This is a genomic window from Photobacterium panuliri (genome assembly GCF_059920555.1).
On sequence record NZ_CP197192.1, the window covers coordinates 2,762,356 to 2,777,344 of the forward strand.

The following is a 14,989-nucleotide window of genomic DNA, read 5'->3' on the forward strand; positions in this document are numbered from 1 at the left end:
GGTCTTCTCTGTCTATTCACCATCAAGGCCGCGGATCGGCTTGATGGTTCCCCAGCTTTTACACGACGGACACTGCCAGTAGAGAGAATGGGTGGCAAAACCACATTGACGGCAACGGTAATGGGGCTTCATCTTCAACTGCTCCCCCACCAAGCCACGCAAGGTAGCAAGGCTATCTTTGGCTCGCCCCTCTTCAGCTTCGTCAAGGTGGTAATCCATCAACTGATAGAAGCCTTTCATGGTTGGGTTTTTCTGCAGCTGGCGCATCATGAAGCTCTGTGCCATATTTGCGCCCTCGCGCTTGGCAATTTCATCCGCCAACATTAATTCGGCAGTAGAACCTGCTTTATGCTCAACACAATACTGCAAGTACTTGAGCCAGCCACTTTCATTGTTCAATGCTTCATAGCAATTCAACAACAATGGCAGCGCCTCGCCTGTAAAATCAATATCTTGGTCAACAACCTTCTCAAGATACTTGGCCGCTGCCTTGTAATCCTCTTCGCTGATCAGGATTTTCGCGGTCATGATCGATGCACGAACACACTGCTTATCCGCAGAAAGGGCCTTTTTTAGAATCGACTTGGCTTTATCCGGGCTCTGCGCACTGAGTTCCAGCATCGCCATTTCACACCAATAATGGGCAATATCGTGCTTGAGCTGGCTCTTACCCAACTTGACCAACTGGGAAGCGCTATCTATCGCTTTCTCCCATTCGCGGGTCTGCTGGTAAATCGTCAGTAGCTGCTTCAATGCCCCTTTACGATGATCGGGCTCATCAAGCAACTGATGGAAAATTTTCTCTGCGCGGTCGAAAAAGCCTGCGGCCATGTAATCCTGAGCTAACTGCTGCAAGGCCAAGTTACGCTGGTCGATGGTCAAATTAGGACGGGCAATCAAATTTTGGTGGATACGAATAGCGCGATCAACCTCTCCCCGGCTGCGGAACAAGTTCCCCAGGGCCAGGTGAGTATCAATAGTTTCACTATCAACTTGGAGCAGCTCGATGAATACATCCACCGCTTTGTCTGACTGATCAGACAACAGCAAGTTCAGACCCGTCACGTACTGACGTGACATATGGTGAGACTGCTCCTGTTGTTTGTTACTAGCGCTCCTGTTACCCATGTACCAACCGTAAGCGGCGGCAACAGGCAATAGCAGGAACAACAGCTCTAGCATTAACGATTATTCCTTAACAGGCTCGGCACGTAGCTGATCCAATTCTTTCTGCTGTTTTTCGACTTTCTTCATCAAACGATTTCGAGTGAAACGCGTTTTCAGGTACAAGGTACCACAAATTAGCCAGCCAAGGGCAAAACCACCACCGAAGGCAATCCCTAACAGGGTGGACAACTGGAAGTCACCTTGGGCAATCAGAAAATCAAAATTTACCAGCTGCTGGTTCTGGGCACCTAAGGCAAGGGTAATTAAAAAGCAGGCAACCAATACAAGAACAGTCAGTATCTTCATCGTGAATCCTTCTCACTTGAATGTAAACAGATGTGCTACCTATCCGTGAATGTCAAAGTGCTATATTTAACAAAAGCCTTTTTCTAAGGACAGATCGGTATGGGCTGATTATGCAGGATTTTGGCTCATCAGACCATGATCAATAGATATAAAAAAACGGCATACCAAGTAGTATGCCGTTTTTTTGATCTATACGCGGTTAACCGGCAAGAGCCAAGTTAACACGGTCGCGCAGTTCCTTGCCCGGTTTGAAGTGGGGAACGTACTTGCCGTCCAATTCCACTTTGTCGCCAGTTTTAGGGTTGCGACCTACACGCGGAGCACGGTAATGCAAAGAGAAGCTGCCAAAGCCGCGGATTTCAATACGGTCGCCATCAGCAAGTGTTGACGCCATATGCTCAAGGATTTCCTTGATCGCATCTTCTACCTGTTTGGCAGAAAGATGTGTTTGTTGACTACATAGCCTTTCAATTAATTCAGACTTTGTCATAAACACTCCGGTTTTTTAGTATGTTTCTCAGTAGTATAACCGCTTAGGGGGAAAAATGTTCCCCCTATGCTCAATTATTCGCCTTTAGCCGCTTTGAATGCGTCAGCCATAGCGTTACCGAACGCAGCATCATCTTGCTTGTTCAGTGTAGCCATTGCTTCTTGCTCTTCAGCAACGTCTTTAGCACGTACAGATAGGTTGATTACGCGGTTCTTACGGTCAACGCCAGTGAACTTAGATTCAACTGAATCGCCAACAGAAAGAATTAGAGTAGCGTCTTCAACACGGTCAACTGATGCTTCAGAAGCACGTAGGTAACCTTCAACACCTTCAGCTAGCTCGATAGTTGCGCCTTTAGCGTCAACTGCAGTAACTGTACCAGTTACTAGAGCGCCTTTCTTGTTAAGAGCTACGAAGCCGTTGAACGGGTCTTCTTCGATCTGCTTGATGCCTAGAGAGATGCGCTCACGCTCAGCGTCAACTGCTAGTACAACTGCAGAGATTTCGTCGCCTTTCTTGAAGTCACGAACTGCGTCTTCACCAGCAACATTCCAAGAAATGTCAGATAGGTGAACTAGACCGTCGATGCCGCCTTCAAGACCGATGAAGATACCGAAGTCAGTGATAGACTTGATCTTACCAGTTACTTTGTCGCCCTTAGCTTGCATTTCTGCAAATGACTGCCATGGGTTTGCTTTGCACTGCTTAAGACCTAGGCTGATACGACGACGTTCTTCGTCGATATCAAGAACCATAACTTCAACTTCGTCGCCCACGTTAACAACTTTAGATGGGTGGATGTTCTTGTTAGTCCAATCCATCTCAGAAACGTGTACAAGACCTTCAACGCCTTCTTCGATTTCAACGAAGCAGCCGTAGTCAGTTAGGTTAGTTACGCGACCAGAAAGCTTAGTACCTTCTGGGTAACGCTTAGCGATAGCTACCCATGGATCTTCGCCTAGCTGCTTAAGACCTAGTGATACGCGAGTACGCTCACGATCGAACTTAAGAACTTTAACGTTGATCTCGTCGCCAACATTAACGATTTCAGATGGGTGCTTAACGCGTTTCCAAGCCATGTCAGTGATGTGTAGAAGACCATCAACACCACCCAGGTCAACGAACGCACCGTAGTCAGTAAGGTTCTTAACGATACCTTTAACTTCCATGCCTTCCTGTAGAGAAGCAAGAAGTTCATCACGCTCAACGCTGTTTTCAGATTCGATAACTGCGCGACGAGAAACAACTACGTTGTTACGCTTCTGGTCTAGCTTGATTACTTTGAACTCAAGCTCTTTGTTTTCTAGGTGAGCAGTGTCACGAACTGGGCGTACGTCTACTAGTGAACCTGGTAGGAACGCACGGATGCCGTTAAGTTCAACTGTGAAGCCGCCTTTAACTTTACCGTTGATGATACCAACAACAGTTTCAGCATCTTCGTAAGCTTTCTCAAGAACGATCCATGCTTCGTGGCGCTTCGCTTTCTCACGAGAAAGTTTAGTTTCACCAAAACCGTCTTCAACAGCGTCTAGAGCTACGTCTACTTCTGCGCCAACTTCGATTTCAATTTCGCCAGCAGCGTTCTTGAATTCTTCAGCAGGGATAGAAGACTCAGACTTAAGGCCTGCGTCAACAAGTACATAACCGTTTTCGATCGCAACAACAGTACCTTTAACGATGGCACCTTGACGCGTTTCAACTTCTTTTAGTGACTCTTCGAATAGCTGAGCAAAAGATTCAATCATTTTTCAATCTTCAAAGTAATTAACAACCACGGGTATCCTACCTCGTGGGGTTGGAAATAAAGTCGGACATCATCCTTGAAACCGACGCACCATCAGACTAATTATTTAGCCGATAATATCTTTTCAATATAAGCCAATGCCTGTTCGGTCACCTGCTCAATGGACATCTCCGTTGAGTCTAGCACCACAGCATCATCAGCGGGACGCAACGGTGCAACCGCTCGGTTGCGATCGCGATCGTCGCGCTCTTGAATTTCTTTCAAAAGGTGGTCAAAGTTAACATCTAAGCCTTTCTGTTGCAACTGTTTCATGCGACGGTTCGCACGTTCTTCAGCACTGGCATCTAGAAAGATCTTTACTTCGGCCTGAGGAAAGACCACAGTTCCCATGTCTCGCCCATCGGCTACTAGCCCAGGCTCTTCGCTAAAAGCACGCTGACGGCGCAGCAAGGCCTCACGTACGCGTGGCAACGCAGCTACCTTAGACGCAGCCATACCCGTCTCTTCTTTACGAAGCTCACCGGATACATCTTCGCCTTCAAGAATAACCTTAACCAACTCACCTTCGGCAACAAACTGTACATCCAGATGAGCAGCCAACGGAACCAAGGCATCTTCAGACTCAAGGTCTACCCCGTGGTGGATTGCCGCCAGGGCAAGCACACGGTAAATAGCGCCAGAATCCAGCAGCTTCCAGCCCAGTTTTTCTGCCAACAGCATACACAGGGTGCCTTTGCCGGCACCGCTCGGGCCATCAACAGTAATCACTGGTGCGTGAATAGACATAGGTTCTCTCCAAACTCGTTCTAACGTAAGCAGTAATACGCGTAAGCACGACAATTTTGCCCATGCGTATTACCACTCAAAATCGGTTGCGCATTATACGGGAAAATGGCTGTGATACCAATCAGTAAAAATTATCTTTACCATATATCAGCATGACCGAAAACAGCCCACCGTTGCCAGCAGGCTGTCAGTAAAAGGACGAGATACCCGAGTTACTGGCTCAAAATAGCCAATTTTTCGAAATAATCGGGAAATGTCTTTGATGTGCACTTGGGATCGTTAATTGTCACCGACGTGTCACTCAACGCCACCAGCGAGAAACACATTGCCATCCGGTGATCGTCATAAGTATCGATCGCCGCATGTTTGAGCTGAGACGGCGGGGTGATCATAATATAATCCTCCCCTTCTTCTACCTCTGCCCCTACTTTGCGCAGCTCGGTCGCCATCGCGCTCAGACGGTCGGTCTCTTTGACCCGCCAATTGTACACATTGCGGATAGCCGTTGTCCCTTGGGCAAACAGCGCCGCAGTCGCAATAGTCATCGCCGCATCCGGAATATGGTTGAAATCCATATCGACCGCATTGAGCTCGCCGCGACGGGCAATCACATAGTCATCACCCCATTCGATCTCTGCGCCCATTGCCGCCAGTGCATCGGCAAACTGAATATCACCCTGAATGCTATTGCGGCCAATACCGGTCACTTTTACTTCACCGCCACGGATCGCAGCCGCCGCAAGGAAGTAAGATGCGGAAGACGCATCGCCTTCTACCAGCAAATCTCCCGGCGAGACATAGCTCTGTCCGCCTTTGACAATAAACGTCTGGTAATTTTGGTTTTCGACCGTAACCCCAAACTGGGCCATGATATGCAGGGTAATATCAATATAAGGCTTGGATACCAAGTCGCCCTTGATAGCTATCGTGGTATCCGTATCGGCCAATGGTGCTGCCATCAAGAATGCCGTCAAAAACTGGCTGGAAATAGAACCATCAATCTCGACATTCCCTCCCGCCAGGCCCGTACCGTTAATTTTCAACGGCGGATAATGCTCATTCTCAAGGTAGGAAATCTCTGCCCCTGCGGTGCGCAAGGCATCCACCAAATGGCCAATGGGCCGCTCTTTCATGCGCGGCTCTCCGGTGAGAACGTACTCACCATGGCCAAGGCACAAAGCCGCAACCAACGGACGCATCGCGGTTCCCGCATTACCCAAGAACAGTTCCAGTGGCTTATCGGTATGAAATGCACCGCCCAAGCCCGTTACTTCACACTCGGTCTTGTCTTCCGACAGCGTATAGGCCACACCAAGCTGGCCTAGGGCGGTAAGCATGTGGCGAATATCGTCGCTATCGAGCAAGTTGGTCAGCCGAGTCGTGCCTTTGGCCAGCGCCGCCAGCAATAATGCTCGGTTCGATACACTTTTCGAGCCCGGTAAATTCACGGTGCCACTAATCGTCGTGATTGGCTGTAAGGTTAAACTTTCCATCTGTTAGGTCATCAATCCTGTTTGGTCGCAGTTATTGCAGAGTAACCAATAATATCATTGTGATCTATACCCACTTTTGAATGAGGCCTCTCCTTACTGGCCCATCACGAATATTGACGCGATAACCCTGTCGCAACCGAAGACTATTCTTTGATATCCACCCGATTCGCTGTAAATAAGCCATTGGTGAATTGGCCGAACGCCTGTACATACATACCATTAGCCAGCGTCGCGCTACCGGCTACTGCCGATGGCATATAATCAATTTTCTCACCAGACAGCAGGAACTGCTTATCCGTCAGCCCGCTCACCCGGCCTTCCACCTCGGCACTCGACATGGCATTAACCGGTGATACATTGGTCACCACCCATTGATTCTGCGAATCCAGACGCGCGAAGACCATCACCCAGCCAAGGCTTCCACCACCGAATTTGTAATCCAGATTGAATACATCAGGATCAGGAATACTCAGCACCATACCGTTGATAAGCAGTTGATTATCTAGATTCAGTTCTGCTATCCCCACAAAGGCCGGTTCCAGTACCATTTCCGTCACGTTGCCGTTGGTCAACGTTGCCGTCACGGCCATGCCTTTTTGCTCCATAGAGACATTAAATGCCTGGCCCTCATAGGAGACGTCTGCCATCTGTGCCGTGTATGTTTTACCTGCCAGAGTGATAGCGTTACCAGACACCGCATCGATGACACCCGACACCTTGCTCGAGGCAGCCACGCTCGGTGCCCCCGCCTCTGCTGGAGGCGAGGCTTGTTCACCGCACCCGCCCAACAATACGCTCAGTGCCACCGCGATACACAATGTCTTCATAAACCCTTCTTAACTCATTAGTACCATTGATAATCGAATAGATAGACCATACGCCTGAGGCATATAAAAATAAAGCGCCCCGAAGGGCGCTATACTCAACAAATCGTAATTAGCTCAATGATTAGCCACGGTAGTCTCGTTCGATTTCGCGGGCAACGTTCTTACCGTCAATCACAACGGCCTCAACTTCAACGTACTCACCGTCAAGGGTCAGCATCGTCACCCCTTCGAAAACCGTGTTGCTATCTGTGGTAAAGTTAACTGTTTTATATGTTTCTTCATCCCATACAGAAAACGTACCAGCAACAGAATCAATCACCTTGGCGTTGCCTTCCGCTTCCACTTCTTGCCAGTTACCACCCGGTACATAGTCGTTATCATTGTCGAACTCGACTTCGGTTGCTACCTGCTGGCCATTGCGCAGAGCTGACTGCACTTCAACTAGCGCACCTTGCTTCAAATGGCTCTTGTTACCGTCTTCAAAACGGGTGCTCGCATTCACAGCAAAACGGCCACGGTAGCTAAGCTCAAACGATGACAGATCATTGGCAACCCAGGTCACTACGCCTTCTACTTCATTGCCCTCATCCAGATCGTCATAGTTGTCGATCTCAACTTCACGAGCGTCAAGTTCAGCACCGTTCATCGTGCCCTCAACTTCTACCCACTGACCAACTTGCAAATGAGATAGATTGGCATAGTTCACAGTCAGGTTAGCGCCCAACTTAAATGAGCCGGTATTCTCATCTTTACTTGAGATTCGACCTTCCACTTCAACTTGATTACCCAGTTTGTCGGCTTCAAACTCAACCACAGACAATACCTTGTAACCCATTGTTGCCGATGGCAATGAAGACACCATCACCCAATCATTCAGGTCAATTTCGGCACTCAATCCAGCAAAGGTCAGGTTAATACCATTGACTGTAAAAGTCTTCGCTACGTGATCGACCGCGGTCACAGCACCAACAAGAGTCGGCTCGACATCAACTTGAACACCAGCCTTAGTACCCGACAATACCTGAACCATCATGTCTTTTTGCAGGTCAGCAATCGATAGCGCATTGTTGCCATAGCCTACGCTAGCCACGTCGTAACGGTAGCCATTCACCACGATTTGGTTAGATGGTGCGTCCACTGAATCAATCGTACCCAGTACAGCCCTCGGCGAAGTCTCTGGTTTAGTCGGTGTCGTAGGCGTACTACCACCATCGCTACCGCCACCACAACCAGCCAGAGCCATACCCAATGCAATAACCAGTGCCGCTTTTTTCATCTAACCACCTCAAAGTAAAGGAATAAAATGTTCTTTAGAGGTATATTACACCTACCAACGTGAAGCAGACGTGAAATTCAGGAAAGAAATCGTGAAAGTATTGATTGTTGATGACAACCACAATGTGGTCGAGACTATCGCTGATTACCTTGAGCTAGAGGGGTTTCAAGTTGATTGTGCCTACCACGGCGAAGCAGCTCTGACCCTTATTCAGCAAAATTATTATGATGTCATCATCATGGATATCATGATGCCCAAGATCGACGGCATCTCCACAGTCCGAAAATTGCGTGAGGAATTCAGCTGTCAAATCCCGATCCTATTTTTAACCGCCAAAGACAGCCTAGAAGACAAACTGGCCGCTTTCGGCGCGGGAGGTGATGACTACCTGCTAAAGCCCTTTGCCATGCAAGAGCTGAGTATGCGCCTGAAGGCGCTGAGTAGCCGAGGTCCACGCCGCGATATCGGCGCTATCAGCTTTGAAGATATCCGTATTGATACCGGCACCGAACAGGCTTACCGCGATGGCCAACCCATCAAGCTCAGCCGAATTCAGTACCGAATTCTAAAATTGCTTGTCCGCCGAGCACCTGCCATCGTCACTCGGCAAGAGGTCACAGACACCGTTTGGGGCGATGATGCACCGCCAAGCGATGCCCTACGCAGTCATATTTACGGGCTGCGCAATGCTATCGACAAGGGTTTTACCACTTCACGACTAGAGACTGTTCATGGACAAGGCTACCGCATTAAACCCTAACCCGTATCCAAGCATCTACCGCCAGATCAAGATCGGCTTTCTTTTCATGACACTGTGCACTTTCGTGCTATTTTGGAAGCTGATCTATATTGCTGAAAACCAACTGGAGATCATCAGCCTCCATCACTGGCTTGATACCGAGGCCAGCCGCTACGTCAACGACTATGCCCATTATGGTCAGGACACGCTGTTGCCCAACCCCAATGAATTTAATACCTATAGCCTTTTCCCGGCAAACACCCATATGGAGAATGTACAGCTGGAACCTCCAGCGTGGCTGAAACACTACCGTGAACCCGGCTTCTACGAGCAGATGATCGGCACTGAAGACAAGCACTTTATCGTCCTCAAGCACCCGTCCGGAGAGGGGCTGATGTATATCGTCTTCCAAGATGATGCCGACGACTACCTGGATGCATACGAGAAAAATCTCCATCTGGCTACCGTTGGGTTTGGTCTCTTCCTCTCTCTTTGCGTAGTTTTGTACGGTATTTATTTTATCCGTATCCTGTCAAAGCCGCTGGCAAGCATCGCCCAGAAAATCACCCAGATGTCACCAGAACATGAGGCGTTCAAAATCGAGACCAAGTTTGAGGAAACTCGCCAGATCGAACAGACGCTTCTTGACAGCAAACAGGAAATCGCCCGCTACTTCCAACGCGAAAAAGATTTCAGCCGATTTGCCTCACATGAACTGCGTACCCCCATCATGGTGATCCAAGGCTCGGCCGAGCTGCTGGAAAAAGTCCCCAACCAACCCAAAGTGGCGCTAAAAGCCATTGGCAGGGTACAAGATGCCAGTCAGGAGATGCGAGTATTGACTGAAGCCTTCTTGCTACTCGGAAAGGAAAGCATCGACGATCACCACCTTGGTCGTCAACCACTGGCCCTTCATCTGCGGCACCAGTTAGAAGTACTTGAACCGCTATTCGCCAAGCAAAATGCCGGCTATGATCTTACAATCACCGAACCTGGCTTCGTTATTGCCCCAGAGAGCTTTATAACCATAATAATCAACAATTTAATTAAGAATGCATTTAGCTACAGTGTAGGTAATATTCATATAGCCCTCGATAATAACCAGCTGACCATTACCAACTGCCATGATGGCAATTCTACGTTCAATGCGGGATATGGCTGCGGCTTAGTGATTGTTGAGCGGATCTGCGAGCGAATGGGGTGGAGCTTCAAAGTCCACAACGACAGCACCCATTTTCAAACGATGGTGTATTTCACCCCTACCGCATAGTGATCGCAGAATGATGGGGGCCAATCGACTCGCGTTAATTCTGTATAACTTACAAAAAAACCGCCGGAAGGCGGTTTTTTTACTAGCGTTACGTGAGGCACAATATTAACTGTTTTCCAGTTCAAAACGGCGCATGAAATCAACCAACGCCTGAACACCTTCAAGCGGCATAGCATTGTAGATGGATGCACGCATCCCACCGACCACGCGGTGACCCTTAAGGGCTTTAAGGCCAGCAGTGTCAGCCTGCTCCAAGAACAAGGCATCCAATGACGGATCCTTGAGCTGAAACGGCACGTTCATCAGCGAGCGGTTGTCGGCATGGACATCGTTGCGATAGAAATCAGAATGATCAATGTAGTCGTACAGCACCTTGGCCTTGGTCATATTGCGCTTTTCCATCTCGGCAACACCACCGATAGACTTGAGCCACTTGAAAACCTCGCCTGCCAAATACCAAGCAAAGGTCGGTGGTGTATTGAACATCGACTCCTTATCAACCTGCACGCTGTAATCCAGAATACTCGGCAGTTCTTTGCGAGCCTTGCCCAACAAGTCATCACGCACAATCACAATGGTCAAGCCTGCTGGGCCGATATTCTTCTGCGCGCCAGCATAAATCACACCGTATTGCGACACATCGATTTCACGGGACAAAATGGTAGAAGACAAATCAGCCACGATAGGCTTATCGGTTTTCGGCAAGTCGCGAATTTCAATCCCATCGATGGTTTCGTTAGGGCAGAAATGCACAAAGGCCGCCTCGTCAGACAGCGCCCACTCGGAGGCTGGCAATACCGCTTTCTTACCATCACGCTCACACGCAATACCAACAATATTAGGCTGACAGTATTTCTCAGCCTCTTCTGCCGCACTGTGCGCCCAATAACCACCGTCAATATAATCAGCCGTATCGGCCTCGCCCAACAAGTTCAGCGGCACTGCGGCAAACTGAGCGCGCGCACCGCCATGGCAGAACAGTACATGGTAATTATCGGGAATTGCCAGTAAATCACGCAAATCCTGCTCGGACTGCTTGGCAACGGCAATAAATTCCTTGCCGCGGTGACTAATTTCCATCACGGATGTTCCAAGCCCGTTCCAGTTGATCAGCTCCTGTTGGGCTTTTTTCATGACGTCTGCCGGGATCATTGCCGGTCCGGCGCAAAAATTATAAACCTGCTCCATGATGAAAGACTTGCTCCTGCTTATAACATGGGATTACGACCTATCCGCAGCCATCGTCATTTGACAGCCCGAATGTGATGACGACCAGATATACACCTTTATGAAGGAGCTGAAAAGAGTCGCAGGAAAATTTGTCATCCCATTCACTACAAACAAAAAAAAGCGCAGCCTGAGGGCTGCGCTTCTATCAGTCAATCATACTACTAGGCTTATTCTTGCTCAGAAGAGTCTTCTGCGCCGGCGTCAGCTGCTGGCTGATCTGCCGTGTTTTCGCCCTCGACGATTTCAGCGTCTTCGATCAGCTCATCTTCTTCTGGCTCATCGATACGCTGTAGGCCAACAACCTGCTCGTCTGCGGAAGTACGAATCAAGGTAACACCTTGGGTGTTACGGCCGACACGGCTTACTTCGCCAACGCGAGTACGAACCAAGATACCACCGTTGGTGATCATCATGAATTCATCGCCGTCTTCAACCTGGATGGCACCGACAACGCTACCGTTACGCTCAGAGACCTTGATAGACACAACACCTTGTGTCGCACGGCTCTTCGCCGGGTACTCTGTCAATTCGGTACGCTTACCGTAACCGTTTTCAGTGACAGTCAGTACATCGCCACCGTTGTGCGGTACGATCAACGATACCACTTTGTCGCTTTCGGCTAGCTTGATACCGCGAACACCTGCCGCTGTACGGCCCATGCCGCGTACCTGCTCTTCACAGAAGCGTACCACCTTGCCGTCTTTCGAGAACAGCATGATGTCGTCGTTACCGTTGGTAATATCCACACCGATCAGTGAGTCACCGTCGCGTAGGTTCACCGCAATGATACCGGCACTACGTGGACGACTGAAGTCAGTCAATGGTGTCTTCTTCACCGTACCGTCAGCGGTTGCCATGAAGATGAACTTGTCTTCGGTGTATTCCTTCACTGGTAGGATCGCGGTAATACGCTCGCCTTCTTCCAGCGGTAGGATATTAACAATCGGCTTACCACGCGCAGTACGGCTTGCCAACGGCAATTGGTACACCTTCAGCCAGTACATACGGCCACGGCTTGAGAAGCAGAGGATCGTATCATGGGTATTGGCAACCAGCAGACGCTCGATGAAGTCTTCTTCCTTCATGCGGGTTGCCGCTTTGCCCTTACCGCCACGGCGCTGAGCTTCGTAGTCGCTCAGTACCTGGTATTTCACGTAACCTTCGTGAGACAGGGTAACCACAACGTCTTCTTGGTTGATCAGATCTTCCAAGTCGATATCGTGTGATGCCGCCGTGATCTCAGTACGACGAGGATCGTTGAACTGCTCCTTCACCGCTTCAAGCTCTTCACGGATCACTTCCATCAAGCGCTCGGAGCTAGCAAGGATGTACATCAGCTCTGCGATTTCTTCTAGCAGTGCCTTGTATTCATCAAGGATCTTTTCGTGCTCAAGGCCAGTTAGCTTGTGCAGGCGAAGATCAAGGATCGCCTGAGCCTGCTGCTCGGTCAGGAAGTACTTGCCGTCACGGATACCGTACTGCTCTTCCAGCCACTCTGGACGGGCTGCATCGGTACCTGCGCGCTCAAGCATCGCAGCAACGTTGCCAAGATCCCAACCACGAGAAATCAGACCAGCACGAGCCTCTGCAGGCGTCGATGCATTCTTGATCAACTCGATGATTTCATCGATGTTGGCCAGTGCCAGTGCCAAACCTTCAAGGATATGGGCACGTTCACGGGCTTTGCGCAGTTCAAAGATAGTACGGCGTGTTACCACTTCACGGCGGTGGTTCACGAAGCACTTCAGCATGTCTTTCAGGTTGAAGGTCTTTGGCTGGCCATTGTCCAGCGCAACCATGTTGATACCGAATGTTGTTTGAAGCTGAGTCTGGGCATACAGGTTGTTCAGTACAACCTCGCCAACTGCATCACGCTTACATTCGATAACAATGCGCATACCGTCTTTGTCAGACTCGTCGCGCAGGGCACTGATACCCTCAACTTTCTTCTCTTTGACCAGTTCGGCAATCTTTTCGATCAGGCGAGCTTTGTTCACCTGGTACGGGATCTCAGTAACAATAATGGTCTCTTTACCATTCTTGTCAGCTTCGATATCCGCCTTCGAACGCATGTATACCTTACCTCGACCGGTATGGTACGCATCGATGATCCCCTTGCGGCCGCTGATCATGGCTGCCGTCGGGAAATCTGGCCCAGGGATGTATTCCATCAACTGGTCAATAGTGATGCTTTCGTCGTTGATATAAGCCAAACACCCGTCAATCACCTCACCCAAGTTGTGAGGCGGGATGTTGGTTGCCATACCTACGGCAATACCCGACGAGCCGTTAACCAGCAGGTTCGGGATTTTAGTCGGAAGTACCGCTGGGATTTGTTCCGTACCGTCATAGTTAGGTACGTAATCTACGGTGTCTTTATCGAGATCAGCCAACAACTCGTGGGCAATCTTCGACATACGTACTTCGGTATAACGCATCGCCGCCGCGGAGTCGCCATCAATCGAACCGAAGTTACCTTGACCGTCTACCAGCATGTAACGTAGCGAAAACGGCTGCGCCATACGAACGATTGTGTCGTAGACTGCACTGTCACCATGTGGGTGGTATTTACCGATTACGTCACCGACCACACGGGCAGATTTTTTGTATGCTTTATTCCAGTCATTGCCAAGTACATTCATTGCGAACAAGACGCGGCGGTGTACAGGCTTAAGGCCATCACGCACATCAGGAAGCGCTCGACCCACGATGACAGACATCGCGTAATCGAGGTACGAGCCTTTCAGCTCTTCTTCAATGTTTACGGGCGTGATCTCTTTTGCAAGATCGCTCATGGAGCCAATATCCCTCAGGTAATTTCTGTCGTATACGTATACCAAACGGCATAGCTATCACGGGCAAAATTAAAACCCTTGAAACGTGATACCTATAGCGTTTGGAGCTAAGCCTATATTCATGTCAAACGCCATAAAAATACATCGTTTAACATAAGCTCAGCAGATACGTGCAAGGTGCGAAAATATAGCATATTCGAGCCAAGATAGGCACACCTTTCGCTATCATGTTGTGAGTAATTTAGCGTATAAGCAGAAAACCGCAGACAAAATACCGTCATCCATCCCCTGTTCGCCTGTTTTTTGCCCAAGCATCGCTTTTCTGCTGCTAGTTGCATCCCACCTTTGTACCTGTACAAAGTGCAACCAATTGTAAAAAGTAGACCCAATTACCAATTCTCAAATCTCATCGCCAAGCCACTAGAAAGGCTGAACCAAAACTGATCTCTATCAATTCCGCTCCTTACCAGCACCGTACAATAACACTGCAAGAACAAAAACTAAGATTTCAAAAATCGACATAGATAAGTGAGGTCAATATGTTTGGACAAGCAATCAACACCATCGGCATGTGTATCATCGGCGGCAAATACCTTTTAATGTTCATTCTAGCTGCAATCACACTGACTACCGGTGCGGTGCAGGCAGATATCGCGCAATTGGCAATGGTTGAACCTGCTGAATGATCACAAGATAACAAGCAATGGGCAGAGCCTGCATCGCATAAATGGAGTGACATCCCCGCCCAAACGCCTTGCAGGCTATTGTTTTAAAATAATAAAAAATCATCACTCCAACTTTACCCAGCCAGAGTTCAGGTTCCGCTTACCTCACGGCATGATTTCGCTATAATGCTGTGATTGTTT

13 protein-coding genes are annotated in these 14,989 nt (G+C 49.0%); 3 read left to right on the top strand and 10 right to left on the bottom strand.

Annotated elements, in window-relative coordinates; all coding sequences use genetic code 11:
* Positions 1-12: 12 nt before the first annotated feature.
* The 8 genes from lapB to ACSF8X_RS12620 all read right to left on the bottom strand — a co-directional run bounded on the left by lapB (position 13) and on the right by ACSF8X_RS12620 (position 8,089).
* Positions 13-1,182 (bottom strand): lipopolysaccharide assembly protein LapB, encoded by a 1,170-nt coding sequence (lapB, locus tag ACSF8X_RS12585; RefSeq protein WP_047877189.1) that lies wholly within the window; start codon positions 1,180-1,182, stop codon positions 13-15.
* Positions 1,183-1,188: 6 nt separating this feature from the next.
* Positions 1,189-1,473, bottom strand: coding sequence for a LapA family protein (locus ACSF8X_RS12590; protein WP_047877190.1), 285 nt, complete (start codon positions 1,471-1,473; stop codon positions 1,189-1,191).
* A 199-nt stretch (positions 1,474-1,672) separates the two neighbouring features.
* A complete protein-coding gene (ihfB, locus tag ACSF8X_RS12595) occupies positions 1,673-1,963 on the bottom strand; it encodes an integration host factor subunit beta (RefSeq protein WP_047877191.1) in 291 nt (96 codons plus the stop codon).
* Between the two features lie 74 nt (positions 1,964-2,037).
* Positions 2,038-3,708, bottom strand: coding sequence for a 30S ribosomal protein S1 (rpsA, locus tag ACSF8X_RS12600; RefSeq protein ID WP_047877192.1), 1,671 nt, complete (start codon positions 3,706-3,708; stop codon positions 2,038-2,040).
* 101 nt (positions 3,709-3,809) lie between these two features.
* Positions 3,810-4,493 carry a (d)CMP kinase gene (gene cmk, locus ACSF8X_RS12605; protein WP_047877193.1) on the bottom strand — a complete coding sequence of 228 codons (684 nt, stop codon included), beginning with the start codon at positions 4,491-4,493 and terminating at the stop codon, positions 3,810-3,812.
* Positions 4,494-4,705: 212 nt separating this feature from the next.
* Complete coding sequence (gene aroA / locus ACSF8X_RS12610) at positions 4,706-5,986, bottom strand: 3-phosphoshikimate 1-carboxyvinyltransferase (protein ID WP_500850135.1); 1,281 nt, start codon at positions 5,984-5,986, stop codon at positions 4,706-4,708.
* A gap of 143 nt (positions 5,987-6,129) precedes the next feature.
* Positions 6,130-6,813, bottom strand: a complete 684-nt coding sequence (locus ACSF8X_RS12615) for a DUF5666 domain-containing protein (protein WP_500850136.1) — start codon at positions 6,811-6,813, stop codon at positions 6,130-6,132.
* Between the two features lie 121 nt (positions 6,814-6,934).
* Entirely contained in the window at positions 6,935-8,089 is a 1,155-nt protein-coding gene (locus tag ACSF8X_RS12620) for a DUF5666 domain-containing protein (RefSeq protein WP_047877196.1), read from the bottom strand.
* Between the two features lie 91 nt (positions 8,090-8,180).
* Between ACSF8X_RS12620 and ACSF8X_RS12625 the strand changes: the two genes are divergently transcribed.
* Both ACSF8X_RS12625 and ACSF8X_RS12630 read left to right on the top strand, forming a co-directional pair.
* Positions 8,181-8,849: a response regulator transcription factor gene (locus tag ACSF8X_RS12625; RefSeq protein WP_500850137.1), complete on the top strand. Its 669-nt coding sequence runs from the start codon at positions 8,181-8,183 to the stop codon at positions 8,847-8,849.
* Positions 8,821-10,098, top strand: coding sequence for a sensor histidine kinase (locus tag ACSF8X_RS12630; RefSeq protein WP_500850138.1), 1,278 nt, complete (start codon positions 8,821-8,823; stop codon positions 10,096-10,098). The genes ACSF8X_RS12625 and ACSF8X_RS12630 overlap by 29 nt, the downstream gene beginning before the upstream one ends.
* Before the next feature lie 105 nt (positions 10,099-10,203).
* On the opposite strand, the gene serC is transcribed toward ACSF8X_RS12630, so the two are convergent.
* Together serC and gyrA are read right to left on the bottom strand one after the other, a co-directional pair.
* Entirely contained in the window at positions 10,204-11,286 is a 1,083-nt protein-coding gene (serC, locus tag ACSF8X_RS12635; protein ID WP_500850139.1) for a 3-phosphoserine/phosphohydroxythreonine transaminase, read from the bottom strand.
* Positions 11,287-11,495: 209 nt separating this feature from the next.
* Positions 11,496-14,123, bottom strand: coding sequence for a DNA topoisomerase (ATP-hydrolyzing) subunit A (gyrA, locus tag ACSF8X_RS12640; protein WP_047877200.1), 2,628 nt, complete (start codon positions 14,121-14,123; stop codon positions 11,496-11,498).
* Between the two features lie 539 nt (positions 14,124-14,662).
* Between gyrA and ACSF8X_RS12645 the strand changes: the two genes are divergently transcribed.
* Positions 14,663-14,809, top strand: a complete 147-nt coding sequence (locus tag ACSF8X_RS12645) for a hypothetical protein (protein ID WP_169753875.1) — start codon at positions 14,663-14,665, stop codon at positions 14,807-14,809.
* The last annotated feature ends 180 nt before the right edge of the window (positions 14,810-14,989 follow it).

Excerpts from the sequence above, each read along its gene's own strand:
- lapB (WP_047877189.1), bottom strand. The coding sequence starts at position 1,182 with ATGCTAGAGCTGTTGTTCCTGCTATTGCCTGTTGCCGCCGCTTACGGT.
- ACSF8X_RS12590 (WP_047877190.1), bottom strand. The coding sequence starts at position 1,473 with ATGAAGATACTGACTGTTCTTGTATTGGTTGCCTGCTTTTTAATTACC.
- ihfB (WP_047877191.1), bottom strand. The coding sequence starts at position 1,963 with ATGACAAAGTCTGAATTAATTGAAAGGCTATGTAGTCAACAAACACAT.
- rpsA (WP_047877192.1), bottom strand. The coding sequence starts at position 3,708 with ATGATTGAATCTTTTGCTCAGCTATTCGAAGAGTCACTAAAAGAAGTT.
- cmk (WP_047877193.1), bottom strand. The coding sequence starts at position 4,493 with ATGTCTATTCACGCACCAGTGATTACTGTTGATGGCCCGAGCGGTGCC.
- aroA (WP_500850135.1), bottom strand. The coding sequence starts at position 5,986 with ATGGAAAGTTTAACCTTACAGCCAATCACGACGATTAGTGGCACCGTG.
- ACSF8X_RS12615 (WP_500850136.1), bottom strand. The coding sequence starts at position 6,813 with ATGAAGACATTGTGTATCGCGGTGGCACTGAGCGTATTGTTGGGCGGG.
- ACSF8X_RS12620 (WP_047877196.1), bottom strand. The coding sequence starts at position 8,089 with ATGAAAAAAGCGGCACTGGTTATTGCATTGGGTATGGCTCTGGCTGGT.
- ACSF8X_RS12630 (WP_500850138.1), top strand. The coding sequence starts at position 8,821 with ATGGACAAGGCTACCGCATTAAACCCTAACCCGTATCCAAGCATCTAC.
- serC (WP_500850139.1), bottom strand. The coding sequence starts at position 11,286 with ATGGAGCAGGTTTATAATTTTTGCGCCGGACCGGCAATGATCCCGGCA.
- gyrA (WP_047877200.1), bottom strand. The coding sequence starts at position 14,123 with ATGAGCGATCTTGCAAAAGAGATCACGCCCGTAAACATTGAAGAAGAG.
- ACSF8X_RS12645 (WP_169753875.1), top strand. The coding sequence starts at position 14,663 with ATGTTTGGACAAGCAATCAACACCATCGGCATGTGTATCATCGGCGGC.